The 25,167-nt window shown below is 67.3% G+C and carries 18 protein-coding genes and 1 pseudogene; 12 read left to right on the forward strand and 7 right to left on the reverse strand.

Annotated features, from left to right (window positions below):
- Nucleotides 1-175 precede the first annotated feature (175 nt).
- Nucleotides 176-454, reverse strand: coding sequence for a hypothetical protein (locus AC3D24_RS07970; RefSeq protein ID WP_489029627.1), 279 nt, complete (start codon nucleotides 452-454; stop codon nucleotides 176-178).
- The gene (locus tag AC3D24_RS07975; protein ID WP_489029629.1) at nucleotides 455-1,471 is read right to left on the reverse strand and encodes a glycerophosphodiester phosphodiesterase; all 1,017 of its coding nucleotides are present in this window, start codon (nucleotides 1,469-1,471) and stop codon (nucleotides 455-457) included.
- A 141-nt stretch (nucleotides 1,472-1,612) separates the two neighbouring features.
- Between AC3D24_RS07975 and AC3D24_RS07980 the strand changes: the two genes are divergently transcribed.
- The 6 genes from AC3D24_RS07980 (at nucleotide 1,613) to AC3D24_RS08005 (ending at nucleotide 9,480) form a co-directional block, all read left to right on the forward strand.
- The gene (locus AC3D24_RS07980; RefSeq protein WP_489029631.1) at nucleotides 1,613-2,176 is read left to right on the forward strand and encodes a 2Fe-2S iron-sulfur cluster-binding protein; all 564 of its coding nucleotides are present in this window, start codon (nucleotides 1,613-1,615) and stop codon (nucleotides 2,174-2,176) included.
- Nucleotides 2,173-3,153: an FAD binding domain-containing protein gene (locus AC3D24_RS07985; protein WP_107964072.1), complete on the forward strand. Its 981-nt coding sequence runs from the start codon at nucleotides 2,173-2,175 to the stop codon at nucleotides 3,151-3,153. Before AC3D24_RS07980 ends, AC3D24_RS07985 begins: the two co-directional genes overlap by 4 nt.
- A gap of 2 nt (nucleotides 3,154-3,155) precedes the next feature.
- Nucleotides 3,156-5,387: a xanthine dehydrogenase family protein molybdopterin-binding subunit gene (locus tag AC3D24_RS07990; RefSeq protein ID WP_489029632.1), complete on the forward strand. Its 2,232-nt coding sequence runs from the start codon at nucleotides 3,156-3,158 to the stop codon at nucleotides 5,385-5,387.
- Nucleotides 5,388-5,602: 215 nt separating this feature from the next.
- Nucleotides 5,603-7,807, forward strand: a complete 2,205-nt coding sequence (locus tag AC3D24_RS07995) for a molybdopterin cofactor-binding domain-containing protein (RefSeq protein ID WP_489029634.1) — start codon at nucleotides 5,603-5,605, stop codon at nucleotides 7,805-7,807.
- 145 nt (nucleotides 7,808-7,952) lie between these two features.
- On the forward strand, nucleotides 7,953-8,876 hold the full coding sequence (locus AC3D24_RS08000) for an XdhC family protein (RefSeq protein ID WP_489029636.1): 924 nt from the start codon (nucleotides 7,953-7,955) through the stop codon (nucleotides 8,874-8,876).
- The gene (locus AC3D24_RS08005) at nucleotides 8,863-9,480 is read left to right on the forward strand and encodes a nucleotidyltransferase family protein (protein ID WP_056060724.1); all 618 of its coding nucleotides are present in this window, start codon (nucleotides 8,863-8,865) and stop codon (nucleotides 9,478-9,480) included. The genes AC3D24_RS08000 and AC3D24_RS08005 overlap by 14 nt, the downstream gene beginning before the upstream one ends.
- Here AC3D24_RS08005 and AC3D24_RS08010 read toward each other — a convergent pair.
- From AC3D24_RS08010 to AC3D24_RS08025, 4 genes are all read right to left on the reverse strand, one after another.
- On the reverse strand, nucleotides 9,455-10,663 hold the full coding sequence (locus tag AC3D24_RS08010; protein WP_489029639.1) for an ABC transporter permease: 1,209 nt from the start codon (nucleotides 10,661-10,663) through the stop codon (nucleotides 9,455-9,457). The two genes, AC3D24_RS08005 and AC3D24_RS08010, sit on opposite strands and share 26 nt — an antisense overlap.
- Before the next feature lie 193 nt (nucleotides 10,664-10,856).
- Nucleotides 10,857-11,513 carry an ABC transporter ATP-binding protein gene (locus AC3D24_RS08015; RefSeq protein ID WP_243643425.1) on the reverse strand — a complete coding sequence of 219 codons (657 nt, stop codon included), beginning with the start codon at nucleotides 11,511-11,513 and terminating at the stop codon, nucleotides 10,857-10,859.
- A gap of 67 nt (nucleotides 11,514-11,580) precedes the next feature.
- Nucleotides 11,581-12,966 (reverse strand): efflux RND transporter periplasmic adaptor subunit, encoded by a 1,386-nt coding sequence (locus AC3D24_RS08020; protein ID WP_489029641.1) that lies wholly within the window; start codon nucleotides 12,964-12,966, stop codon nucleotides 11,581-11,583.
- Nucleotides 12,966-14,438 carry an efflux transporter outer membrane subunit gene (locus AC3D24_RS08025; RefSeq protein ID WP_489029643.1) on the reverse strand — a complete coding sequence of 491 codons (1,473 nt, stop codon included), beginning with the start codon at nucleotides 14,436-14,438 and terminating at the stop codon, nucleotides 12,966-12,968. The genes AC3D24_RS08020 and AC3D24_RS08025 overlap by 1 nt, the downstream gene beginning before the upstream one ends.
- Before the next feature lie 608 nt (nucleotides 14,439-15,046).
- Here AC3D24_RS08025 and otsB point away from each other — a divergent pair.
- From otsB to AC3D24_RS08040, 3 genes are read left to right on the forward strand one after another with little or no spacing between them, the layout of a single operon-like run.
- Complete coding sequence (gene otsB / locus AC3D24_RS08030; RefSeq protein WP_489029645.1) at nucleotides 15,047-15,838, forward strand: trehalose-phosphatase; 792 nt, start codon at nucleotides 15,047-15,049, stop codon at nucleotides 15,836-15,838.
- Nucleotides 15,835-17,631, forward strand: coding sequence for a glycoside hydrolase family 15 protein (locus tag AC3D24_RS08035; protein ID WP_489029647.1), 1,797 nt, complete (start codon nucleotides 15,835-15,837; stop codon nucleotides 17,629-17,631). The genes otsB and AC3D24_RS08035 overlap by 4 nt, the downstream gene beginning before the upstream one ends.
- Entirely contained in the window at nucleotides 17,628-19,016 is a 1,389-nt protein-coding gene (locus AC3D24_RS08040; RefSeq protein WP_489029649.1) for an alpha,alpha-trehalose-phosphate synthase (UDP-forming), read from the forward strand. Before AC3D24_RS08035 ends, AC3D24_RS08040 begins: the two co-directional genes overlap by 4 nt.
- Nucleotides 19,017-19,148: 132 nt before the next feature.
- Here the strand turns inward: AC3D24_RS08040 and AC3D24_RS08045 are convergent, their stop codons facing one another.
- Nucleotides 19,149-20,222, reverse strand: a complete 1,074-nt coding sequence (locus AC3D24_RS08045; protein WP_489029650.1) for a mechanosensitive ion channel family protein — start codon at nucleotides 20,220-20,222, stop codon at nucleotides 19,149-19,151.
- A 286-nt stretch (nucleotides 20,223-20,508) separates the two neighbouring features.
- Here AC3D24_RS08045 and AC3D24_RS08050 point away from each other — a divergent pair, with 286 nt between their 5' ends.
- The 3 genes and pseudogenes from AC3D24_RS08050 to AC3D24_RS08060 all read left to right on the forward strand — a co-directional run.
- Complete coding sequence (locus AC3D24_RS08050) at nucleotides 20,509-22,167, forward strand: MFS transporter (RefSeq protein ID WP_489029651.1); 1,659 nt, start codon at nucleotides 20,509-20,511, stop codon at nucleotides 22,165-22,167.
- The gene (locus AC3D24_RS08055) at nucleotides 22,164-23,324 is read left to right on the forward strand and encodes an HlyD family secretion protein (RefSeq protein ID WP_489029652.1); all 1,161 of its coding nucleotides are present in this window, start codon (nucleotides 22,164-22,166) and stop codon (nucleotides 23,322-23,324) included. Before AC3D24_RS08050 ends, AC3D24_RS08055 begins: the two co-directional genes overlap by 4 nt.
- Nucleotides 23,325-23,644: 320 nt before the next feature.
- A pseudogene (locus AC3D24_RS08060) lies at nucleotides 23,645-25,012 on the forward strand (efflux transporter outer membrane subunit); the annotation flags it as partial.
- Nucleotides 25,013-25,167 lie beyond the last annotated feature (155 nt).

Consider the following 25,167-nt stretch of genomic DNA (forward strand, 5'->3'; position numbering starts at 1 on the left):
CCGCCTTCGCGGGAGAACAAGTTGGGGGCGGGATGCGGTTGTTCGGGCCACCACCCCGGCGCAGGCCGGGGCCCAACTGGGAAGCAGCGGTTACAGTGCGCAGTCCGTCGTCAGCAACGTCCCCCAATTGGGCCCCGGCCTTCGCCGGGGTGGCGTTTGGGGGTTGGGGTCGGGATCAGTTCCCGGCGCGGTAGCCTTGGTATTGGCCGCATTCCGAGCGTTGCGGGTCGCGCTTGCAGCGCTTCGCCAGTTCCTTGCGCTGTTTGCCTTCTTCGGCTTCCTGCTTGCGCATCTTCCTGCCGTAGTTGCGGTCCGATTCTTCCTGGCTGGTCGTGGTCCAGTCGACCGCCTTGCCGGCGACCTGGAACGGCGCCTTCACGATCGAGGTTGCTGTGCTGATGCAGCCACTGACGAGGAACGGCAGCACCGCGAGTACGGGGAGGACCTTACGCATTTACTTCACTCCTGCACGCACGGTTCCCCGGGCTTGGTCGCGCGCTTGGGCTCCGTATAGCGGAAAGTCGGTGAAGAAACCGTCGATACCTTGTGCAAGGCCGGCGTTGATCTCCGCGGCGATGTCGCCGTGGGCGGCGGGGTCGGTGCCGCGGCGGAAGCGGGTCGGTTCGAAGTAGTTCTCCGCGCGGTAGGTCCAGGGGTGGACACGTAGTCCCGCGGCGTGCGCGTCGGCGACCAGCGTGGTGGGGGTCGCGTCGGTCCAGAGCATGCTCTTGTTCGGGCCGATGCCGTAGGCGTAGGCGGCGACGGCCTTCAGGCCGTCGGCCGTGATCATCGCCTTGTAGCTCGGCTGTGCGCCATCGGCGGGACCGCCCTCCCCGTCCATGAGTTGGATCAGGCGGATTTTGGTCATCTTGTGGAGGCGCTGGCGGTTGGCGACCTCGAACGACTGGATGAACACCGGCGCTTTCGCCGAATCCCAGCCGGCCTCGCGCAGTTCGGCGACCAGTTTCGCGTCGGTCGGATGGCCGATCTTGGCGAAATAGGTCGGATGCTTGGTCTCGGGATAGATGCCGATCGTCCGGCCCGTCTCGGTCGTGCGGCGCTTGGCGAGCGCGATGATCTCGGCCAGCGTCGGGATCTGGAACTGGCCGTCATAGGCGGTGTTCGCGGGGCGGAGCTTCGGCAAGCGCTCCTTCGCGCGCAACGTCTTCAGCTCGGCGAGCGTGAAGTCCTCGACGAACCAGCCGGTCATCGTCTGGCCGTCGATCGTCTTGGTGGTTTTTCGCGCGGCGAACTCGGGGTGGTCGGCGACGTTGGTCGTTTCCGCGATGTCGTTCTCGTGCCGCGCGACGAGCACGTCGTCCTTGGTCGGCACCAGATCGGGCTCGATGAAGTCCGCGCCCTGGTCGATCGCGAGCGAATAAGCCGCCAGCGTATGCTCGGGGCGGAGACCGCTCGCGCCGCGATGCGCAATGACGATCAGAGGCGACAATCGGGGGGAAGCTGGCGTCATCGCAACAGCTTGCCCGCTCAACGCTATGAACGCCAGCGTACCAACACGTGAGAGCTTGTCGCAATAGGAAACGATCGGTCGCATCGGCGTTGAGTCCTCGAAATCCGTACATTCCCGGCACATTCAACCAGGGGCACCGCCATGCATTTCACGATCAATGGTCAATCATATGACGCCGAGCCCGATATTCGTACGTCGGTGCTCGACCTTTGCCGCGAACATCTCGGGCTGACGGGCTCGAAGAAGGGCTGCGATCATGGCCAGTGCGGCGCGTGCACGGTGCTGATCAACGGGCGCCGGGTCAATTCCTGCCTGACGCTCGCGGTGATGCACCAGGATGACGAGATCACGACGATCGAAGGTATCGGCCAGCCGGGCAACCTGCACGCTTTGCAGGACGCGTTCGTGCGGCATGACGGGTATCAGTGCGGATACTGCACGCCGGGGCAGATCTGTTCGGCGGTCGGCATGCTCGACGAGGTCAAGAAGGGCTGGGCCAGCCATGCGTCGGGCGACCTGACCGATCCGAAGTTCGACGATGCCGAGATTTCCGAGCGGATGAGCGGCAATCTGTGCCGTTGCGCCGCGTACCCGAACATCGTCGATGCGATCCGCGAAGTCGGTGGTGCCGAGCCCGCGGGCCGGACCGCGAACGAGAAGGACGCCGCGATGGAAGCCAACGCGCGTGGGGAGCTGGTGGCATGAAGACCTTCACGTACGAGAAGCCCGCTACGCCCGAGGCTGCGGTCAAGGACATCGACACGGTTGGTGCGAAGTTCATCGCGGGCGGCACCAATTTGCTCGACCTGATGAAGTTGCAGGTCGAGACGCCGGACAAGCTGGTCGACATCTCGCGGCTCGATCTCGCGAAGATCGAGGAGCGCGAGGATGGCGGGCTGACGATCGGTGCGCTGGTGCCGAACAGCGATCTCGCTGCCGATCGCCGCGTCGTCGCCAAGTACGAGGTGCTGAGCCGCGCGTTGCTCGCCGGCGCGTCGGGTCAGTTGCGCAACAAGGCGTCGACCGGGGGCAATCTGCTCCAGCGGACGCGGTGCTATTATTTCTACGACACGGCAGCGGCGTGCAACAAGCGCGAGCCGGGCAGCGGTTGTTCGGCGATCGGTGGGTTCAACCGCATCCTCGCCGTGCTGGGGACGAGCGAGCATTGCATTGCGACGCACCCGAGCGACATGGCGGTGGCGATGCGTGCGCTCGACGCGACGATCGTGACGCTGAAGGCGGACGGTGATCGTCGACGGATCTCGATCCACGACTTCTACCGCCTGCCGGGCGATACGCCGCAGATCGAGAACGCACTCGAAGCGGGTGAACTGATCACGCACATCGAGCTGCCGGCACCGGTCAAGGGCAAGCAGGAATACCGCAAGGTCCGCGATCGTGCATCGTATGCGTTCGCGCTCGTCTCGGTGGCGGCGATCGTCGATGTGCAGGACGGCGTGATCGCGTCGGCCTCGCTCGCGTTCGGCGGTCTCGGGCCGATGCCGTGGCGCAATCCGGCGGTCGAGGCGGCCCTAGTCGGCAAGGCGCCGTCCGATGCCGTGTTCGAAGCGGCGGCGACCGCGCTGCTGGCCGATGCCAAGGGCTACGGCTCGAACGACTTCAAGATCCCCCTCGCCCGTCGCACGCTGATCGCGACGCTGCGCAACGTCACGGGAGCATAAGCATGTTTGGTCTTGGCACTACGAATAGCCTGACGATGGACAAGCCGCATCCGGACAGTCTTCTGGATACGGGCGTCCAGGGCGTCATCGGCAAGCCGCTCGACCGGATCGACGGTCCGCTGAAGGTTACGGGCACGGCGACCTATGCCGCGGAATACCAGTTCGCGAACATGGCGTATGGCGTGCTGGTCGGCACGAAGATCTCGGCGGGCAAGGTCGTTTCGATCGACGTCGATGCAGTGAAGGCGATCCCCGGCGTGATCGACGTCGTCACCGATTTCGACCAGTTCATCCGCGTCTCGGCGCAGGGCGGCGCGACCGATGCCCCGACGCAGGGCGTGAAGGACATCGCGTTCTTTGGTCAGATCGTCGCGATCGTGCTCGCCGAGAGCTTCGAGGTCGCGCGCGATGCGGCGGCTCGCCTGCCGATCGAGTATGACGAGTCCGAGGGTCAGTACGACTTCGCCGCGCACCGCGACGAGACGCGGACGCCGCCGGACGACGCGACGCCCGCGCACTTCGAGCAGGGCGACGTCGACAAGGCGATGGCCGAGGCAGCGGTGACGATCGATTCGACCTATGTCACGCCGAGCCAGAACTCCGCGGCGATGGAGCCGCATGCCTCGACCGCGGTGTGGGAAGAGGACGGCTCGCTGTCGCTGTACGGCGCGTACCAGATGCCGACGTCGGATGCGCAGCAGCTGGCGAAATCGCTGGGGCTGTCGGAGAAGAAGGTTCGGATCATCGCGCGTTATATCGGCGGTGGATTCGGGTCGAAGCTCGGCATCGCACCCGAGAGCGTCGCGGCGGCGATCGCGGCCAAGCAGCTTGGCCGTCCGGTCAAGGCGGTGATGTCGCGGCCGCAGGTGTTCGAGGCGACGGTGCGGCGGTCGAATACCGAGCAGCATGTCCGGCTCGCGGCGGATGCCGACGGCAAGTTGCTGGCGATCGGTCACGAGACGCTGACCTCGAACCAGCCTACCGAGGATTATTTCGAGCCTGCGGGCATCGGCACGCACCTGCTGTACGGCGGTGAGAACCGGTTGATCACGCATGAGGTGGTCGATGTAAATTTCGTGCTGTCGGGCTCGATGCGCGCGCCGGGTGAAGCCGTCGGGATGCTCGCGCTCGAGGGCGCGATGGACGAGCTGGCCGAGAAGCTCGAGATGGATCCGATCGAACTGCGCAAGCGCAACGATCCGAAGATCGACCCCGAGAAGGACGTGCCGTATTCGTCGCGCAACCTGACGCGTGCGCTCGACGAGGGTGCGAAGAAGTTCGGTTGGGACAAGCGGCAGAAGGCCGGTACGCGGCGCGAAGGCGAGTGGCTGATCGGCATGGGCGTCGCCTCGGCGGTGCGGGGCAACATGATGATGGAATCGTCCGCCAAGGTCGAGATCCATCCGGACGGCTCGGCGACGGTGTCGTCGGCGATGACCGATATCGGCACGGGCAGCTACACGATCCTGGCGCAGATCGCGTCGGAGATTCTCGGGATTCCGGTCGAGAACATCACGATGTCGCTGGGGGATACCAACGATCCTCCCGCCGCCGGTTCGGGCGGTTCGTGGGGTGCGGCGTCTTCGGGGACCGCGGTGTATCTCGCGTGCGAGATGCTGCGCGGGAAGCTGGCCAAGGCGGCTGGCGTCGACGAGGACGGCCTGACGCTCAAGGACGGCAACGCGATCGGCGACAACCGTTCGACGCCGATTGGCGAGCTGGTCGGCAAGGGTCTCGAAGCTACCGGGCACATCAAGCCGGGCAAGCAGGAGAAGGAGACGACGCAGGCAGGGTTCGGCGCGCATTTCGCGGAGGTCGCGGTCAACGTGGTCACCGGCGAGACGCGGGTGCGGCGGATGCTCGGGTCGTTCGCGGCGGGGCGCGTGCTCAACGCGAAGACCGCGCGGTCGCAGTGCCTGGGCGGAATGACCTTCGGGATCGGCGCGGCGCTGACCGAGGACCTGATCCACGACACGCGGACCGGCAAGCTGGTGAACCACGATCTGGCGGAATATCACGTGCCGGCGAATGCGGACATTCCGCAGATGGACGTGCACTTCGTCGACGAGCGCGATATCCATGCGAACCCGATCCACGCGAAGGGGATCGGCGAGCTGGGGATCTCGGGCGCGGGTGCTGCGGTGGCCAACGCGGTGTATAATGCGACCGGGATCCGGGTGCGCGAGTTCCCGATTACGCTAGATAAGTTGCTGGATCAGTTGCCGGCTGTTTGAGGGCTGACGATACCATAAACAGGTACCACCCCGGCGAAGGCCGGGGCCCAGTTGGGGGACGAAGATAACGGCGGATTGCCCTCCGTTATCAAGACCTTTCCAGCTGGGCCCCGGCCTTCGCCGGGGTGGCGGTGAGGTTGAGGGCGTTTCATTCCCAACCCTCGTCAAACGCCCCCACCCTACCCATATCCTTCGCTCCACCCGAGGACCGCAGAATGAACGAACACGTGATGGATGCGGCGTTTCGGCCGGGTGGTCTCGACCGCGCGAAGCAGGGCGTTCTCGGGCTCGGGCTCGACCGGATCGAGGGGCCGGCGAAAGTCACCGGCGTGGCGGACTATGCGTATGAGGGCACGCCCGATCGCATTGCCTATGCCGCGATCGTCGTTACGCCAGTCGGCAGCGGGCGCATTCTCGGTATCGACGTCAGCGCCGCCGAGGCTTTGCCCGGCGTGATCGCCGTCATTCACAACGACCCGCGCATGCCCGCCGGCGAGTCCAACTCCCGCGCGATGCCGCTGTTCGATACCGACGTCATTCTCCACCTCGGCCAGCCCGTCGCGATCGTCGTCGCGGAGGACCAGGCGATTGCGCGCGATGCCGCGGTGCTGGTCGTGGTCCGCACCGAGGCGGGCGAGGACCGGTTCGATGTCGAGGCGCAGCCGGTCGATACTGAGCCCAAGATCGGCTTTCTCCCGCCGATCGACAATGGCGATCTCGACGCGGTGATGGCGGACGCGGCGGTGACGTTCGACCGGACCTACACGACGCCCGTGCATTTCCCCGCCGCGCTGGAGCCGCATGCGACCACCGCGTGGTGGGAGGGCGACAAGCTGACCGTGCGGTCGAGCAACCAGGTTATCGGCGGCGCGCGCAAGACGATCGCCAAGGCGCTGAAGATCGATGCGGACAAGGTGCGCGTGCTCGCGCCGTATGTCGGCGGCGGGTTCGGGGGCAAGACCGGCGTCGGTCCCGAGGCGATCCTCGCGGCGATCGCGGCGGAGGTCGTCGGGCGGCCGGTCAAGGTCGCGCTGCCCCGCCGCCAGACGGCGTATATGGTGCATCACCGCTCGCATACGACGCAGCGGATACGGATCGCCGCCGACGAGCATGGCGTGATCCTCGGCATGGGGCATGAGAGCGTCGTCGCGCAGAACGACGATGGCGAGTTTCTCGAGCCGGTGCCGTTCGGGACGCTGCCGCTGTACCGGGGCGACGCGCGGCGGTTCAAGACCGACTTGGTGCGCGTCGACCTACCTGCGAGCGGTGCGGTGCGGGCGCCGGGCGAGGCGGTCGGGACGTTCGGGGTCGAGTGCGCGATGGACGAGCTTGCCGAGCAGCTCGGGATCGACCCGATCGAGCTGCGGCGGCGCAACGAGCCCGAGACCGATCCGGTGAGCGGCAAGCCGTTCTCCACGCGGCGGATGCTCGATTGCTATACGCAGGGCGCCGAGCGGTTCGGCTGGCCGGACACGGTGCCCGCGCCGGGGTCGGTGCGCGACGGCGAGTGGCTGGTCGGGATCGGCATGGCGGCGAGCCTGCGCGGCAACTTCACCGTCGAGGCGCAGGCGCGCGTGCGACTGGAGGCGGATGGCCGCGCGACGGTCGAATGCGACATGACGGATATCGGTACGGGGACGTACACCATCCTCGCGCAGACGGCGGGCGAGATGCTCGGGCTGCCGGTGGCCGAGGTGAATGTGCGGCTCGGCGATACCGACTTCCCGCCGAGTGCTGGGTCGGGTGGATCGTTCGGCGCTGGCAGCGCGTGTTCGGCGGTGGTGCTGGCCTGCGAGGATATCCTTGGCGAACTGGCGTTGCGGATGAACGCTGCGCCAGAGGAACTGAGCTTGCACGATGGCTGCGTGAGCGCGGGCGGGCGGTCGGTGAAGCTCGCCGATCTGGTGCGCGGAGAGCCGATCGTGGCGATGGGCAAGACCGGGCCGGGTGCCGAGAGCAAGCGCACTAGCCAGGCGAGCCACGGCGCGCACTTCGTCGAGGTCGCGGTCAACGCGGTGACGGGCGAGACGCGCGTGCGGCGGATGCTGGGCGTGTTCGATGTCGGGCGGGTGCTCAACCGCAAGACCGCGACGAGCCAGATCACCGGCGGAATGGCGTGGGGGATCGCCTATGCGCTGAGCGAGGAGGGCATCGTCGACACGCGGACGGGGGCGTTCGTGAACCCCGATTTCGGCGAATATCATGTCGCGGTGAATGCCGACATTCCGCAACTCGAAGTGCATTTCATCGAGGAGATCGATGCATCCGCGAACCCGGTGGGGGCGAAGGGCGTTGGCGAGCTTGGGATTTCCGGCGCGGGGGCTGCGGTGGCGAACGCGATCTACAACGCGACGGGGGTGAGGGTTCGCGACTTTCCGGTGACGCTCGACAAGCTGTTGGCAGGGTTGCCGGCCGTCTGATCCTCCCCGGTACGGGGAGGGGGACCGCGCCCCTTGGCGTGGCGGAGGGGGGCGACCCCAAGCGTAACGTCTGCGGCTGGCCCCCTCCACCAGCTGCGCTGGTCCCCCTCCCCGCGTGCGGGGAGGATTAGAAAGAGAACGAGACATGGCCGAAAACGATAGCGTGCTCGCTGCTGCGAAGACTTGGAAGGGCGAGAAGATGGCGATCGCCACGGTCGTCTCGACTTGGGGCTCGGCGCCGCGGCCCAAGGGGAGCCACATGCTCGTCCATGCCGATGGGCGGTTCGAGGGGTCGGTGTCTGGCGGCTGCGTCGAGAGCGATATCCTCGCCACCGCCGCCGAGGTGATCGCCGGGGCGCCGTTCCAGGTGCGCAACTACGGCGTGGCGGATGCGGCGGCGTGGGAAGTCGGGTTGCCGTGCGGCGGCGAGATCGCGGTGATGGTGCAGCCGGTGTCCGCCGAGGGGTTCGATCCCGAACTGTTCGACCGGATCGCCGATGCGCGCGACCAGGGCGATGCGCTGACGGTGACGACCGATCTCGCGACCGGGCACAGCGACGCGCAGCCGCTGGAGACGGGCGAGGTGTTCGTCAACCGCTACGATCCGCCGCGCCGGCTGCTGATCGTCGGCGCGGTGCAGATCGCGCAGGCGCTGGCGGGGCTCGCGCGCGAACTCGGAATCGAGACTATCGTGATCGATCCGCGCGCGCGCTTCCTGACCGAGGAGCGGTTTCCGGGCGTCACGCTCGACGATCGCTGGCCGGACGAGGCGATCGCCGCACTCCGCCCCGGCCCGTCGACCGCGGTCGTGACGCTGAGCCACGACATCAAGATCGACGACCCTGCGCTGATCGCGGCGCTCGCGTCCGATGCCGCGTATGTCGGTGCACTCGGCAGCCGCAAGAGCCATGCGGCACGGCGCGAGCGGCTTGCCTCGGAGGGCGTTACGGCCGAGAACATTGATCGGATCGATGCGCCGGTCGGGCTCGACATCGGCGCGATCGGACCTTCGGAAATCGCGCTGTCGGTCGCGGCAGCGATGATAGGAGCGTTCAATGATCGCCGCTGAAAACGTCTTCCTCATCCTGCTTGCGGCCGGGCGCTCGGAGCGGTTCGGCATCCCCAACAAGCTCGAAGTGCCGTTCCTCAACAAGCCCCTTGGGATGCACGTCGTCACCGCGTTCGAGAACATTCCGTTCAAGCGCCGACTGGTGGTCACCGACGGCTGCAAGCTCGACTTTATCAGCCATCATTTCGAGGTCGTGCATAACGACGATCCGTCGTCGGGCATGTCGCAATCCGTGAAGCTCGGCGTTCAGTGCGCTAAGGACGAGGGCGCGGAGGCGGTGCTGATCGCGCTGGCCGACATGCCGCGCGTGACCGCGGCGCATATCTACCGGATGCTCGATGCCGCCGACAGCGCGGACGCGGTGGTCGCGTCGAGCGATGGCGAGAAGCCGAGTCCCCCTGCCCTGTTCGGACGCGAGCGGTTCGATTTCCTGCTGACGCTGGACGGCGATGCGGGTGCGCGCGACCTAGTGAAGGCGGGGCGGCACGTCGTCACTGCGCCGGCCGAGCTGATCGATATCGATACGCCCGAGGATCTGGACCGGCTGCAGGCGCTGGTCCACGATCCCAAGGCGGCGATCACTCGTGCCTTAACGCGTCGATAGGGTTCATCGCCGCGGCGCGGCGGGCGGGGAAATAGCCGAAAACGACACCGATCACCGCGGAGATTGCGAACGCGAAGATGTTGATCTCGGGTACGAACAGCCACTGAACCTTGATCAGCGGCGCGATGATCGCGATCGCGGCCTGCGCGACGATCAGCCCGATGACGCCGCCGAGGCACGACAGCGCGATCGCCTCGACGAGGAACTGCATCAGCACCTCGCGCGCGACCGCGCCGATCGCGAGGCGAATACCGATCTCGCGCGTGCGCTCGGTCACCGACACCAGCATGATGTTCATGATGCCGATCCCGCCGACCACCAGGCTGATCCCGGCGACCGCGGCGACGATGCCGGTGAGCAGGGTCGTCGTGCCGGTCAGCGTGTCCGAAATCTGCTTGGTGTCGAAGATGTTGAAATCGTCTTCCTTGCCCGCGGTGATCGTGCGGCGTTCGCGCAGCAGGTCGGTGATCGAGGCCTGTACCGTCGAGGTCGAGAATTTCTGATCCACGCCGACGAGTATCAGGCGTATGTCCCGACTGCCGGTGAAGCGGCGCTGGACCGCCTTGATCGGCATGATCACGACATCGTCCTGATCGCCGCCGAAGCCGGCTTGGCCGCGAGTCGAGAGGACACCGATCACGTCGCAACTGATCGCGCCGATCCGCATCCGCAGGCCGACCGCGTCTCCCCCGCGGAAGAGGTTGGTGCGGACCGTGTTGCCGATGATGCAGACGGACTTTCCTGCGGCTTCCTCGATCGGTGAGAAGAGGCGGCCCGCGGCAAGCGGCCAGGGCTGGACCTGAAAATACGCGGAGGTGGTGCCGTTGATCGTGGTCGACCAGTTCGCGCCCTCGTAGATCGCGGTGGCGGTGGCCTGTGCCTGCGGAGCGACCGCGGTGACGCCGGCGATCTGGTTGGCGATCGCCTCGACGTCCTCAGGCTTGAAGTCGGGCGGACGCGGGCCCCCGCCGCCGCGACCGAAGCCCTGGCCGGGGCGGATCTGCAGGATGTTGGTGCCGAGCGCGGAGATCGACTGCTGGACCGCGGCGGTGGTCGCCTTGCCGAGCGTGACCATCGTCACGACCGCGCCGACGCCGATGACGATGCCGAGGATGGTTAGGAACGACCGCAGGAGATGGCGGCGGATCGAGCGCAGCGCGAGGGATAGGGTTGTGCCGAACATTATGCGTCTTCCCCGCGCGAGACTTCTGCCCCCCCGCCCGCTTGCGGGAGGGGGTTGGGGGGTGGGCTCGCGGGTCCGGCCCATGCTGTCGTCGAGATGCGCGCTGGAGCGACGGCCAGCGTTGCGTTCGACGTGAGCGCGTGCCCACCCCCGGCCCCTCCCGCTTGCGGGAGGGGGGAAGATTTGGCGGCGCTCACGATTCCACGCTTTCACCTTGGCGATGCTGGCTTTCGATGCGTTCTACCAGGCCGTCCTTGAAGTGGACCACCGTCCGCGCGAAGGCGGCCATGTCGGGTTCGTGGGTGACCATCAAGACCGTGATGTTCTTCTCCGCGTTCAGCCGCGTGAGGAGTTGCATGATCTCCACCGAGCGTTCGCTGTCGAGGTTGCCGGTCGGTTCGTCGGCGAGCAGGACGTCGGGGCTCGTCACCAGCGCACGCGCGATCGCGACGCGCTGTTGCTGGCCGCCGGAGAGTTCCGCCGGGGTGTGGTCCCACCAGTCCGCGAGCCCGACCGTGTCGAGGCTCGCCATCGCCGCGTCCCGGCGCGCGCGCTTCTCGTCGCCGCGATACAGTAACGGCAGTTCGACATTTTCCAGCGCGGAGGTGCGCGAAAGGAGGTTGAAGCCCTGGAACACGAAGCCGAGATATTTCCGCCGCAGCAGCGCGCGCTGGTCGCGGTCGAGCGTCTCGACGTGATGCCCGCGGAACAGGAAGGTGCCGTCGCTCGGTACGTCGAGGCAGCCGAGGATGTTCATCGTCGTCGACTTGCCCGACCCCGACGGCCCCATCACCGCGACGAAATCGCCGGCCGCGATGTCGAGGTCGACGCCCTTGAGCGCCTGGAACATCGTCGCGCCCTGCCCGTACGTCTTGGTGACGCCGCGCAGGCTGATGAGCGGGGCGATGAGGGGGGCGTTACTGGCCACCGCCCCCGCCCTTGCTGGCGCCGCCCGAGCGCTTTGCGCCGCCACTGCGCTTGGTGTCGTCGCCGCCACTCGCCAGCTGCCCGGTGATGACCTGCGCCCCGGGCTGGAGATTGCCCGACAGCACTTCGGTCATCGTGCCGTTGGTGTCGCCGGTGGTGATCTGGACGGCTTGCGGCGTGCCGTCCGCACCCTTCACGTAGATCGTCTGCTGAGCGCCGCGGCCGAGCGTCGCGGTCCGCTCCGTACCACCGCCGCCGCGACGCGGACGGAAGGTCAGCGAGCCGGCGATGCCGCCACCCGAATCGCCCGTCGCCGCGGTCGGCTTGAAGCGCAACGCGGCGTTGGGGACGAGCAGGACGTTGCGCTTGTCCGACGTCACGATGTCCGCGGTCGCGGTCATGCCGGGGCGCAGCGTCAGCGACTGATTACCCACCGTCAGGTCGGCCGCGTACGAGACGACCTGCCCGGTGGTCGACGTCGTCGTGGTCGAGGTCGACGAGGTAGCCGAGCTGACGGTCAGGTTCGAGCCGAGATCGACGCGGCTGATCGTCGCGGGGAAGGTCTGGCCGGGGAAGGCGTCGACGGTGAAGCTGGCCTTCTGGCCGATCTTGACCTCGCCGACGTCGGCTTCGTCGATCGCGACCTCTAGCTTCATCTTGGTGAGATCTTCGGCGATCACGAACAGCGTCGGCGTGTTGAACGACGAGGCGACGGTCTGGCCCGGATCGATCTGGCGCGCGAGCACCACCCCCGTCACCGGCGACCGGATGATCGCGCGCGCGCGCTGAGTCTGGTTCTGGGCGAGAAGCGCGCGGCTGGCGACGACGTTGGCTTCGGCGACCTTCTGCGCCGCGACCGCACGCGCGTAATCGGCACGGCCGGTCTGGAGCTCGGTCTTCGACGGCACGCGACCACCCGACAGGCGCGAGACCTCTTCGAGGCGGTTCAGCTGCGCGCGCGATTCGGCGACGGTGGCCTGTGCCTGCGCGACCTGCGCCTGGTTCGCCGCAAGCTGCGCGCTGGTCTGGCGGATCTGGTCGTCGAGCTGTTCTGGGTCGATCAGCGCGAGCGGCTGACCCGCGGTGACGCGGTCGTTGACGTCGACGACGACCTTGGTGACGAGACCCGACAGCTGCGAGCCGACCGTGACCTGCGTGGTCGGGGCGAGCTTGCCGGTTGCCGAGACGCTGACGGTCAGGTTGCCGCGTTGCGCCGCCTGCGTCGAATATTGCGTCTGCTCCTTCGCGCCGAAGCACTTGGCGAGCAGCAGGCACAGCAGGACCACGCCGACCGCGATCAAAACCCACTTTACGTAGCGTTTCCAGGGGGCCTGCGGCTTCACGCCGAGGAAGTCGTCGATCGATGCGTCGGCCATCAGCGTGCCTCTGGATTGGATATGGGCGCTTCAGGGATCACGGTGGAGTCCCAGCCGCCGCCGAGTGCGGCATAGAGTGCGATCAACGCGGTCGCGGCGTCGGCGCGCGCCTGAGTGGCGCCGTTGCGCGCGGACAGGAGCGCGGTTTCCTGCTGGTTGAGCGTGGTGAAATCGGTGAGGCCGGTGCGGTATTGGCTGCGGCTGAGGATCGCGGAATTGTTCGAGGCGTCGAGCGCGATCGCGAATTGCCGCTCGCGTTCCTGCGCGGCCTGGAGTGCGACGACGGCGTTCTCGACATCCTCCAACGCGGTGAGGACGGTGGACTTGTAGAGCGCGAGCGCGCCGTCAGCGGCGGCTTCGCTGGTGCGGACCTGGCTTCGCAGACGGCCGCCATTGAAGATCGCCTGGGTCAGGCCGGCGAACAGGCTGCCGGTGATCGCGTCGCCGATGTTGCCGATCGACGTCGCGTTGGTGTTCAGATTGCCGGTGATCGCGAGCGCGGGATAGAGCTGCGTCTTGGCAACGCCGATCCGCGCGGTGGCGGCGGCGAGCGCGCGTTCGGCGGAACGGATGTCGGGGCGCTGGCGCAGCGTGTCAGCGGGGATGCCGACGCCGACCGCGGCGGGGCCGGTCGGGATCGCCTTTGCCGGCGCCATCATCGTCCGGAGCGCGCCGGGCGCCTGGCCGGTCAGCACGCCGATCCGCGCGACGGCGGCGGCATATTGCTGGTCGAGGCTGGGGATGGTCGCGGCGGTCTGCGCGCGCTGGGCGCGGGCCTGCTCAGCGTCGACGCTGGAGACGAGCCCGGCCTGGACGCGGAAGCCGGCGATCTCGAGATTGTCGTCCTGGATCGCGAGCGAGGCGCGGGCGTTGGCGAGCTGCTGTTGGTACGAGCGGGCGAGGACGTAATTGCGCGCGACCTCGCTCTCGACCGAGATCAGGACGGTGGCGTAGTCGTAGCCGGATGCGGCATAATCCGCGCGGCTCGCCTCGACGGTGCGGCGGATCTCGCCGAACACGCCGACCTGGTAGCTGGCGCTGGCACCGAGCGTGAAGCTGTTCGCGCCGCCGCCGCCGGTATCGATTACCGTGCCGTCTGGGAGCGTGAACGACCGCCCGCCGCCGCGGACGTTCTCGTTGCGCTGATAGCCGGCCGAGCCGTTGAGCGTGGGGAGCAGCGAGGCGCGGTTCTGGAGCAGGCTTTCGCGGGCCTGGCGGAGGCGGGCGACGGATTGCGCTATGTCGAGGTTGGCGGCGGCGGCCTGCTCGACGAGCTGGCCTAGGACGGGGTCGTCGAACTTCTGCCACCAGCGGGTGAGGTCTTCGGACTTGGTTTCGGGGGTGACCGAATAGGCGTCCGGGACGCCTAGCTCTGCGGCGGCCCTAGGGTGGTAGTCCGGGCCGACGGTGCAGCCGGCTAACAGGACGGCCGCTGATACGGGTGCGAAGAGAAGGACGCGGACGCGGGACATGGGCGGCAGGCATGACCACGCGGCGTTTGCTAGTCCAGCGGTTTTGTGTCGCGAGGTGTCGCAGTTGGGGTGGATTGGAAGGTGGATTGGAGGGGTGTGGGGGCTTCAACTAGCGCCAGCACCGCGGACTTGCGCGGCTGCTACCCCGATGGGACGTGTAGGCGCCGTTTAACGTGGACCACTTCCCGCTACTTTGTTTCCCCGCGAAGGCGGGAGCCCAGTCTGGGTCCCCGCTTTCGCGGGGAAACAAGGTTTGCAAGCCCGAAAGGGAGTGAGATGCGCATCCTTTGGTACCTCCCCGGCGGAGGCCGGGGCCCAGTTGGAACGTCCGAGGTAATAGCGCGCAACGTGCTTCATTGCCGTCCCCCAACTGGGCCCCGGCCTTCGCCGGGGTGGTAGGATGCGATGGGAAAATCAGGGTCCGCCTCTTTCTTGTTCCCCCGCGGAGGCGGGGGGCCAGGGTTACGGGCGCTGTGCTGCTGGGTCCTGGGCGGAGAATAGGAAGGGCGGCGCGCTAACCAAGCCCCCGCCCCACCCCGAAAATCGAACCGCACCCGTTCCAATTTTGCAGTGCAGCGGAACGGAGCGATGGCGCTAGGGGTTCAGGGATGATGCTAGCCGAACGCCAGCCCGCGACTGATGTCCTCGCGCCGCCCCCCACCTTGCCCTACGCCGTGCCCGACGCCGTGAGCCTGTTCTTCGATTTCGACGGGACGCTCGTCGATCTTGCCGCGACGCCCGATGCGGTCGTGGTCGACCAGATCCTGCTCGATACGCTCGATACGCTCGCCGAGCGCTTCCCCGGTCGCGTCGCGATCATCAGCGGGCGGTCGATCGCGCAGCTCGACGCGATGCTCGGGCGCCACGCGTATTTGTTCGCGGTCGCGGGTAGCCATGGGGCCGAAACGCGTACGCCCGACGACGGCCATGTTGCCGCTGAGCGCCCCGCTTCACTCGAAGCTGCCGCCGGCTCATTCCGAGACTTCGCCGACGCCAACGGCCTCGTCTACGAAGCCAAGAGCCTTGGCGCCGGGCTGCACTACCGGATGGCGCCGGAGTTCGAACCCGCCGCCGTCCGCCTCGCCGAAGACCTCGCCGCCACCCACGGCCTCACGCTCCAGCGGGGCAAGATGATGGTCGAATTGCGCACCCCCGGCGACAAGGGCGCGGCGCTTTGCAACCTGATCGCCGCGCCCGCAATGGCGGGCAGCGTGCCGTATTTCTTCGGCGACGACGTCACCGACGAGGACGGATTCGAGGCCGCGCGCGACCTTGGCGGGGCGGGCGTGCTAATCGGCGAGCAACGGCCTACCGCCGCCACCTACCGCCTGAACGACGTTGCCGCACTTCGCGACTGGATTGCTGCCATATTGGAAACACCCATGTTGGAAACACGATGACCGCACCTATCCAAAAAGCCGACATGAACCTGTGGCCGATCGGCAATTGCCAGGTCTCCGCGCTGATCGACAAGACCGGCACGTTCGTCTGGGGCTGCGTACCCCGCGTCGATGGCGATCCGGCATTCTGCGCGCTGCTTGGCGGCGATGCGCCCAAGACCGGGTTCTGGGCGATCGAACTCGAGGGCGGTGCGAAAACCACGCAGGCCTATATCCGCAACACGCCGATCCTCGTCACCCGTCATGAGGACGAGGCCGGCAACGCGGTCGAGGTGATCGATTTTTGCCCGCGCTTCGTGCGCGAGGGGCGGACCTATCGCCCGACCAGCTTCGTCCGGATCGTCAAGCCGGTCGCGGGCTCGCCGCGTATTCGCGTTCGGATGCGGGTCGCGACGAACTGGGGGAAGCCGACCGAGCACACGCAGGGTTCGAACCACATCCGCTTCCTGATGGACGACCAGACGCTGCGGCTGACCACCGATGCGCCGGTCGGGCATATCGTTGGCGAGAACTGGTTCCGGCTCGAGCGGCAGATGCACCTGTTCCTCGGACCCGACGAGAGCTTCGCGGGCGTGCTGCACGAGGCGGCCGAAGCGATGCTGTCGCGGACCAAGGACGAGTGGCGTCACTGGGTGCGCGGGCTCGCGACGCCGGTCGAATGGCAGGACGTCGTCATTCGCGCGGCGATCACGCTGAAGCTATGCCAGCACGAGGAGACCGGCGCGATCGTCGCCGCGCTCACCACCTCGATCCCCGAGCATGAGGGGTCGGAGCGCAACTGGGACTATCGCTACTGTTGGATCCGCGACGCCTATTACACCGTGCAGGCGCTCAACCGGCTGGGTGCGCTCGACGTGCTCGAAGGCTATCTCGAATATCTGCGCAACATCGTCGATGCGTCGAAGGGTGGGCACGTCCAGCCGCTCTACGGCGTCGGCGGCGAGGCGACGCTGATCGAGCGGATCGAAAGCGACCTGCCGGGCTATCGCGGGATGGGCCCGGTGCGCGTCGGCAACCAGGCATACGAGCAGATCCAGCACGACGCGTACGGCCAGATCATCCTGTCCGACGTCCAGGCGTTCTTCGACCAGCGACTGTTCCGGATGTCGAGCGAGGAAGATTTCAAGAGTCTCGAACTGGTCGGCGACCGCGCGTGGGAGACCTACGACAAGCCCGACGCAGGGCTGTGGGAGCTGCGCACCAAGGCGCATGTCCACACCTATTCGGCGGCGATGTGCTGGGCAGCGTGCGACCGGCTGGCCAACGCGGCGGAGGTTCTTGGGCTCGAGGATCGCCGGACGTTCTGGGAGGAACGCGCGAACACGATCCGTACAACGATCGAGCAATCGGCGTGGCGCGAGGATACGCAGCGTATCTCGGCGACGTTCGGTGGCGACGATCTCGATGCAAGCCTGATCCAGCTGCTCGACCTGCGCTTCTTCGCGCCCGACGATCCGCGGTTCCAGTCGACGCTCAAGGCGGTCGAGGAGGGTCTGCGGCGCGGGAGCCACATGCTGCGCTACGCGACCGAGGATGATTTCGGCCTGCCGCACACCGCGTTCAACGTCTGCACCTTCTGGCTGATCGAGGCGCTGCACGCGACCGGCCGGACCGCCGACGCGCGCGCGCTGTTCTGCGAGATGGTCGCGCGGCGGACGCCTGCCGGGCTGTTGTCGGAGGATATCGACCCGAATACCGGCGAGCTGTGGGGGAATTACCCGCAGACCTATTCGCTGGTCGGACTGATCAACTGCGCGGTCCTGCTCAGCAAGCCGTGGAGTGCCGTCCGATGAGCCGCCTCGTCGTCATCTCGAACCGCGTCCAGTCGGTCGATGCGCCTTCGGGCAACCAGGGTGGCCTCGCGGTCGCGCTGCTCGCCGCCCTGCGTGAAAAGGGCGGGGTGTGGTTCGGCTGGTCGGGATCGACCACCGAGACCTTCACGGGCCACATCAACTTCCAGCAGGGCAAGGGCGTCACCACCGCGACGATCGACCTCGAAGAGCAGGATTTCGACGAATATTATAACGGCTATGCGAACCGCACGCTGTGGCCGCTGTTCCATTACCGGATCGACCTGACCGAGTTCGAGCGCGATTTCTCCAGCGGCTACGCGCGGGTGAACAAGCGGTTCGCGGAGACGGTGCTGCCGTTGATCGAGCCCGAGGATCTGGTGTGGGTCCACGATTACCACCACGTCCCGCTCGGCCAGGAACTGCGCAAGCTTGGCGTCGAGAACAAGATCGGGTTCTTCCTCCACATCCCGTGGCCGCCGATGGCGATGCTGCTGTCGCTGCCGAGCCACCGTGCACTGGTCGAATCGATGTTCGCGTACGACGTGATCGGGTTCCAGACGCAGGACTGGCTCGACAGCTTCCTGCATTACGTCACGAGCCAGCTCGACGGCGTGGTCGGCGAAGATGGCTGGGTGACGGTCGGCGACCGCACGATCAAGGCGATCACGACGCCGATCGGGATCGAGACCGCGGACTTCGAGAAGTCGGCGAACAGCGACGCGGCGCGACATGCCAAGGAACGGATGTACATGTCCGCGACCGGCCGCAGCCTGATCGTCGGGGTCGACCGGCTCGATTATTCGAAGGGTCTCGCCGAGCGGTTCGCGGGCTACGAGCGCTTCCTCGGCTCGCATCCGGATCGGCGCGGGCTGGTCTACATGCTCCAGATCGCACCGCCGTCGCGCGAGAAGGTCGACACCTACCAGGAGATCCGTGCGAACCTCGATTCGATGTCGGGGCGGATCAACGGTGAGTATTCCGACATCGACTGGACGCCGATCCGCTACGTCAACCAGGGCTTTCCGCGCGACGTGCTGGCGGGAATCTACCGCGCCGCTCGCGTCGGGTTGGTGACGCCGTTGCGCGACGGGATGAACCTCGTCGCGAAGGAATATGTCGCGGCGCAGGATCCGGAGGACCCCGGCGTGTTGGTGCTGTCGCACTTCGCGGGCGCGGCGACGCAGCTGAAGGACGCGGTGCTGGTCAATCCGTACAGCCCCGAGGAAATGTCCGACGCAATCGACCGGGCGCTGAAGATGCCGCTGGCCGAGCGGAAAGCGCGCTGGGAGAAGCTGATCGACAACGTCCGCAAGGAGGACGTGATGTGGTGGTGCGAGCTGTTTATCACTGCGCTCGAGGCGGTGCCGGAGCACGAGGTGGCGTAATTCAATCCTCCCCCGCCAGGGGGAGGTGGCTGGCACTTGCCAGACGGAGGGGGAGGACACGGGACGCACGTGGCGCGTGCCTCCCCCTCCGTCGCCTTCGGCGCCACCTCCCCCTGGCGGGGGAGGATTCGTCTAGGTCCGCGGCACCGGATCGGGCGCCATCAGCAGGCGGTTGCGTGGGATCGCCTCGGGCATCTCCTCGCGGATGTATTTCAGCAGCGCCTCACGCACGTCACACCGCAGATCGAATGCGATCGCGGCGTCCTTGGCGGTCATCAGCCCGCGTAGTTCGATGCAGTCCGTCTTCACGTCGGTCACCTGGAGGTTGTAGAACCGCTTGTCCCAGCGCGGATTGGAAGTGACGATCTCGCCTAGCTTCTCGCGCAGCCGCGGCACATCGGCGGACGGATCGAGATACCAGAACACCGACCCCATCAGCTGGCTCGTCTCGCGCGTCCAGTTCTGGAAGCTCTGCTCGAGGAACTTCGAGACCGGCACGACGAGGCGGCGCTCGTCCCAGATCTTGATGACCACGAACGTCAGGTTGATCTGTTCGACCCGCCCCCATTCACCGTCGACGATGAGCACGTCGTCGATCCGGATCGGCTCTGTGAACGCCATCTGCACGCCGGCGATCAGGTTCTTCAGCGCGGGCTGTGCGGCGGCACCGACGACCAGGCCGGCGATACCCGCCGACGCCATCAGCGTGACGCCGATCGAGCGGATGCCGGGGACGCTGAGCAACATCAGGCAGACGCTTACGAAGATGATGAAGAACGTCCCGATCCGTCCGAGAATCGCCGCCCGCGTGCGTTTGCGGCGGGCGCGCAGATTGTCCTCGACCGAAATGTCGGCACGGATCTCGATGACGTCCTGGAATGCGCGGAGTGCCGCGACCGCGAGCCAGCCTAGCAACCCGGGGACGAGGAAGCCGAGCAACTGTTTCCACAGATCCTCGATGTCGTTGTCCATGGGCAGTATCCGCGATACGAACGCGACCGAGACCGAGACGAACACCGCGCGCAACGGGCGGCGGACGCGGGCGAGGACGAGGCCGTCGGTCTTGGCGGTCGAGCGGCGCTGTGCATGGCCGCCGATCCGCATCGTCAGCCAATGCGCGACCAACGCGACGAGGACAGCCGCCGAGACGACGGCGACGCTCTCCAGCCAGACCCATTCGGGGGGTATGTGGAGCGATCTGAACATGCGCATTGAAGCGCAACGGTCGGGTGGCTGCGGATGTTCCGCTGCAGTGCAGCATTTATCAGCGGGGAACTTGGGACGGTCAACTTATCAAAAAGCCCCCACCCCGGCGGAGGCCGGGGCCCAGTTGGAAAGGTGGCAGTAACGACGGACCGTCCGCAGTTAATCCCGTCCCCCAACTGGGCCCCGGCCTCCGCCGGGGTGGTGACACTTTTTTGCTGCCGATTACGCACCGCCCCAAACGATACCCAATGACGTCTCCCCCCGATCATGCCAGAACCGCCCAACCATGATCGCCCAGAGAATCCGACACTTCCTGAGCGAAGAGGACTGGCAGTTCGCCGAGCACGAACGCCCCGTCCTCCCCGGCTCCCCCGGCTCGCCGGCGCACCCCAGACACCGCCAGATCGCCTACGCCCTGATCGGCATACTCCTTGGGCTCACGGTAGGCTTCGGCAACGCGCTGATCAGCGCCAATACCTATACCCTCCAGGGCGCGCTCGGGCTCGACCCCGCCGAGATCGCGTGGCTGCCGACCGTGTACGTGATGACCAACGTCAGCATAAACCTGCTGATGATCAAGTTCCGTGCGCAGTTCGGGCTGCGGCCGTTCGCGATGATCTTCCTGATCCTCTACGTGCTGATCACGCTCGCGCATCTGTTCGTCCACGGCTTCGGAACCGCCATCGCCGTCCGCGCGGTCAGCGGCATGGCCGGCGCGGCGCTGAGCAGCCTGTGCCTGTATTACGTGATGCAGGCGCTTCCCGCGAAATGGCGGTTGAAGGCAGTCGTGTTGGGCATCGGCATTCCGCAATGCGCGACGCCGCTCGCCCGGCTGTTCTCGCCGGATCTGCTGGCGATGTCGCAGTGGCGGACGCTGTACCTGTTCGAACTCGGGCTTGCGCTGCTGTCGCTCGCCGCCGTCGCCGCGCTCCGCCTCCCCCCGACGACCCGAAGCAAGGCGTTCGAGCCACTCGACTTCCTGACCTTCGTGCTGTTCGCCGGCTCGACCGCGCTGTTCGCCGCCGTCCTGGGGCTCGGCCGGATCGTGTGGTGGACCAACGCGCCGTGGATCGGCTGGGCGCTGATCGTCGCGATCCCGATGTTCGCCGCCGCGATCGTCGTCGAGCATCACCGCGCCAACCCGCTGCTCAACACGCGCTGGCTGGGCAGCGCCGACATCGTCCGCTTCACGATCGTCATCGTCATGGCGCGGATCGTGCTGTCGGAGCAGACCTATGCGTCGGTCGGGCTGCTGACCGTGCTCGGCCAGAACAACGACCAGCTCGTACCGTTCTTCCTGATCATCTTCGTCGCCTCGGTCGCGGGCGTGATCGCGAGTGCGGTGACGTTGGATGTCGAGCGGCTCGGCCACCCGATCATGCTGGCGATCGGCCTGGTCGCGGTGGCGGCGTGGTTCGATTCCTACGCGACCAGCCTGACGCGCGCGCCGCAGATGTACGTGACGCAGGCGATTATCGGCTTCTCCGCGACGTTCTTCCTCGGGCCCGCCCTGCTGTTCGGCATGACCCGCGCGCTGAAGGAAGGCGCGGGCCACATCATCAGCTTCATCGCGCTGTTCGGGATCATCAACTCGCTCGGCGGGCTCGGCGGGACCGCGTTGCTCGGCAGCTATCAGGTGATCCGCGAGAAGGCGAACAGCGCGGCCTTGGTTCAGCAGATCTCGCCGACCGATCCGATCGTCACGCAGCGCCTTGCGGCCGGCGGCGCCGCGGTCAGTCGGGTAATCGTCGACCCCACCCTGCGTACTGCCGAGGGCGCCGCGATCCTGTCACAAACCACGACACGCGAAGCGAACGTGCTTGCGTATGCCGATGTCTTCCGGTTGATCGCCGTTCTTGCTGGCGCGACGTTCGGGTATCTGCTGTTCCTGCTGGCGAGACGCGCGCGACGCGAGAGACGGGCGCGGCTTGAGGGGACGACATGAGCGACGCACGCAGCCCGGTGGCCGAGGGGCCGGCGACCGAAGAGAAGCAGGCGGAGGTAGCCGCTGCACCGGCCGCCCCGGTCACGCCGGTCGGCTCTGGCTGGCGACCGCAACCGCCCAGCCGCAACGTCATCATCGTCATTTCCCTGCTCGCGATCGCAGGGGTGTGCGCGGTGCTGGCAGCATGGCGCCTGCCGCCGTTCGCGACGAGCTATCAATCGACCGACAACGCGTATGTGCGCGGGCGGACGACGGTGATCAGCCCGCAGGTCAGCGGCTATGTGACGCAGGTGCTCGTGCGCGACTTCGCCGATGTGAAGCAGGGCGATCCGCTGGTGAAGATCGACGACCGCATCTATCGCCAGCGCGTCGATCAGGCGCAGGCGCAGGTCGATGCGCAGGCCGCGACGCTCGCCAACAGCCGGCAGACCGCCGCCAGCCGCGAGGCGACGTTCGCGGCGCAGGACGCGGCGGTCGCCAATGCCGAGGCGCAACTGATGCGCGCGCAGGCCGACATGGCGCGCGTCAACGACCTCGTGACCGACGGATCGGTGTCGTTGCGGGAGCGCGACCAGACGCTGGCGGCGTTGCGCCAGGCACAGGCGCAGGTCCGGCAAGCCAAGGCTGCGCGGGAAATTGCGCGGCAGGATATTCGTACGGTCGAGGTCGGGCGTGGTGGCCAGCAGGCAGGCGTCTCGGGCGCGGAGGCTGCGCGGCAACTCGCGCGGATCGACCTCGCCAACACCGTGATCCGCGCGCCGGAAACGGGGCGGTTGAGCGAGGTCGGCGTGCGGCTCGGGCAATATGTGACGGCGGGATCGCAGCTGATGTTCCTGGTGCCGCCCGAGACGTGGGTGATCGCGAACTTCAAGGAAGCGCAGACCGCACGGATGATGGTCGGGCAACCGGCGTCGTTCACGGTGGATGGGCTGGCGAACGAACGGCTGACCGGGCGGGTCGAGCGGATTTCGCCCGCGGCGGGGTCGGAGTTCGCGGTGCTGAAGGCGGACAATGCGACGGGGAACTTCACGAAGGTGCCGCAGCGGATCGCGGTGCGGATCCGGGTGGATCCGGGCCAGCGCTTGAGCGCGCGGTTGCGGCCGGGGATGTCGGTGCAGGCACGGGTGGATACCGCGGGCGGGCCGGGGGTTCGATGATAGGGCCCGAGCTTGGCATAGCGCCCGGTGCTTGTTCTCTTGCGAAGGCGGGAGCCCAGTCTGGGTCCCCGCCTTCGCGGGGAAACATGGATTTTGCAGGATACGTAACAGGGGGCACGGGCCTCCTCCCCCAATGGGCTACCACCCCGGCGAAGGCCGGGGCCCAATTAGGGGACAGTTATAATGGAGCACCACCCGTCGTTACTGCAACCTTTCCAATTGGGCCCCGGCCTTCGCCGGGGTGGAAGCGGTTTGCGCGATCGTATTCGCTCAGGTCGCACCATCCGTTAACAGCGAAATCGGCGAGAACGGCCCTAACCCTAACCCTCGCCCTCCTCGCCACCGCCTGTATAGGCCCCCGCCCCGAAGCCCCCGCCACCACCGCCGTCACCCCACCCCCCGCATGGCGCACCGCGCTCGGCATCGGCGCGCCGATCCGGGCGGACTGGTGGAACGCGTTCGGCGATCCCATCCTTGCCGATCTCGTGGCCCGAGCGCTCGCCAACAGCCCCGATCTCGGGTCCGCCGCCGCGCGCATCGACGAAGCGCGCGCCGCAGCCCGCCTTGCCCGCGCGCAGCAGACACCGCTCGTCAGCGGCTCGGCGCCGAGTACCACCGGTCAGACGGTCAGCGCGTTCGGTACCGCGTCCGATGCGCTCGGCGCGCAGCCGGCGGTGTCGATCAGCTACGATCTCGACCTGTTCGGCCGCCTCCGTCTCGCGAGCCAGGCCGCACGCGCGCAGTTGCTGGCCAGCGAGGCCGCGCGCGACACCGTCCGGCTCGGCATCGCGAGCAGCGTCGCGACCGGGTACATCACGCTCCGCGCGCTCGACCTGCGCCTCGCCGTCGCACGACAAACGCTCGCGGCCCGCGCGGAAGGCCTGCGCATCGCACGGCGGCGGGCCGAGACCGGCTACACCTCGAACCTCGAACTCCGCCAAGCGGAGGCGGAGTATCACGCCACCGAACAGCTCGTTCCCGCCGCCGAACTCGCGATCAGCCGGCAGGAGAATGCGCTGAGCCTGTTGCTCGGCGACAATCCCGGCCCGATCCCGCGCGGGCGGACGCTCGACCAGTTGGCCGCGCCCGCGATCCCCGACGGCCTGCCCGCCGACCTGCTCCGCCGTCGCCCCGATCTGTATCAGGCCGAGCAGACCCTGGTCGCCACCGACCGTTCGCTCGACAGCGCGCGCGCGGCGATGCTGCCCAACCTTGCGCTGACCGGCTCGGCGGGGGTGGTGCTGTCGTCGGCTCTGGCAAACCCGATCGCGGTGTTTTCGGTCGGCGCGAGCGTGCTCAGCCCGATTTTCGATGGCGGCCGGCTGGGGGCGCAGGCCGAGGCCGCCACCGCGCGCCGCGACCAGGCCGCGTTCGCCTATCGCCGGACCGCGTTGCAAGCGTTCCGCGAGGTCGACGACAGCCTCGCGGGCGTGCAGCGGTCAGGCGAGCAGGCGGTGGCGCTCGCGGGGCAGCGCGATGCGCTGGCGGGGGCGCTGCGCAACGCGTCGAACCGATACCGCGCGGGATATTCCGCGTATATCGACCAGCTCGATGCGCAGCGCGGACTGCTGACCGCGGAGCTGTCGCTGGTGCAAGCGCGCGCGGATCGGCTGACCGCGTATGTGACGCTGTACCAGGCGATGGGCGGCGGCTGGTCTCGCGCGGATACGGCGGCGGTTCGGCGCTGAACGGCTGCGCAGCTCCGTCACCCCGGGCTCGTTCCGGGGTCCACCGTTCCGCGAATTCGATAGCGGTGGTAATGCGGAACCGTGGATGCCGGAACGAGCCCGGCATGACTCGAGGGTACGATGCTGAGCCTCTACCGCATGCATTTTCCTGCCAC

The organism is Sphingomonas sp. SL1004, assembly GCF_057815015.1.

Coding starts and splice junctions, on each gene's coding strand:
- AC3D24_RS08025 (WP_489029643.1), bottom strand. CDS start 14,438: ATGTCCCGCGTCCGCGTCCTTCTCTTCGCACCCGTATCAGCGGCCGTC.
- AC3D24_RS07985 (WP_107964072.1), top strand. CDS start 2,173: ATGAAGACCTTCACGTACGAGAAGCCCGCTACGCCCGAGGCTGCGGTC.
- AC3D24_RS08005 (WP_056060724.1), top strand. CDS start 8,863: ATGATCGCCGCTGAAAACGTCTTCCTCATCCTGCTTGCGGCCGGGCGC.
- AC3D24_RS07990 (WP_489029632.1), top strand. CDS start 3,156: ATGTTTGGTCTTGGCACTACGAATAGCCTGACGATGGACAAGCCGCAT.
- AC3D24_RS07995 (WP_489029634.1), top strand. CDS start 5,603: ATGAACGAACACGTGATGGATGCGGCGTTTCGGCCGGGTGGTCTCGAC.
- AC3D24_RS08055 (WP_489029652.1), top strand. CDS start 22,164: ATGAGCGACGCACGCAGCCCGGTGGCCGAGGGGCCGGCGACCGAAGAG.
- AC3D24_RS08035 (WP_489029647.1), top strand. CDS start 15,835: ATGACCGCACCTATCCAAAAAGCCGACATGAACCTGTGGCCGATCGGC.
- AC3D24_RS08050 (WP_489029651.1), top strand. CDS start 20,509: ATGATCGCCCAGAGAATCCGACACTTCCTGAGCGAAGAGGACTGGCAG.
- otsB (WP_489029645.1), top strand. CDS start 15,047: ATGATGCTAGCCGAACGCCAGCCCGCGACTGATGTCCTCGCGCCGCCC.
- AC3D24_RS07975 (WP_489029629.1), bottom strand. CDS start 1,471: ATGACGCCAGCTTCCCCCCGATTGTCGCCTCTGATCGTCATTGCGCAT.
- AC3D24_RS07980 (WP_489029631.1), top strand. CDS start 1,613: ATGCATTTCACGATCAATGGTCAATCATATGACGCCGAGCCCGATATT.
- AC3D24_RS08045 (WP_489029650.1), bottom strand. CDS start 20,222: ATGTTCAGATCGCTCCACATACCCCCCGAATGGGTCTGGCTGGAGAGC.
- AC3D24_RS08015 (WP_243643425.1), bottom strand. CDS start 11,513: ATGTTCCAGGCGCTCAAGGGCGTCGACCTCGACATCGCGGCCGGCGAT.
- AC3D24_RS08040 (WP_489029649.1), top strand. CDS start 17,628: ATGAGCCGCCTCGTCGTCATCTCGAACCGCGTCCAGTCGGTCGATGCG.
- AC3D24_RS08010 (WP_489029639.1), bottom strand. CDS start 10,663: ATGTTCGGCACAACCCTATCCCTCGCGCTGCGCTCGATCCGCCGCCAT.
- AC3D24_RS08000 (WP_489029636.1), top strand. CDS start 7,953: ATGGCCGAAAACGATAGCGTGCTCGCTGCTGCGAAGACTTGGAAGGGC.
- AC3D24_RS07970 (WP_489029627.1), bottom strand. CDS start 454: ATGCGTAAGGTCCTCCCCGTACTCGCGGTGCTGCCGTTCCTCGTCAGT.
- AC3D24_RS08020 (WP_489029641.1), bottom strand. CDS start 12,966: ATGGCCGACGCATCGATCGACGACTTCCTCGGCGTGAAGCCGCAGGCC.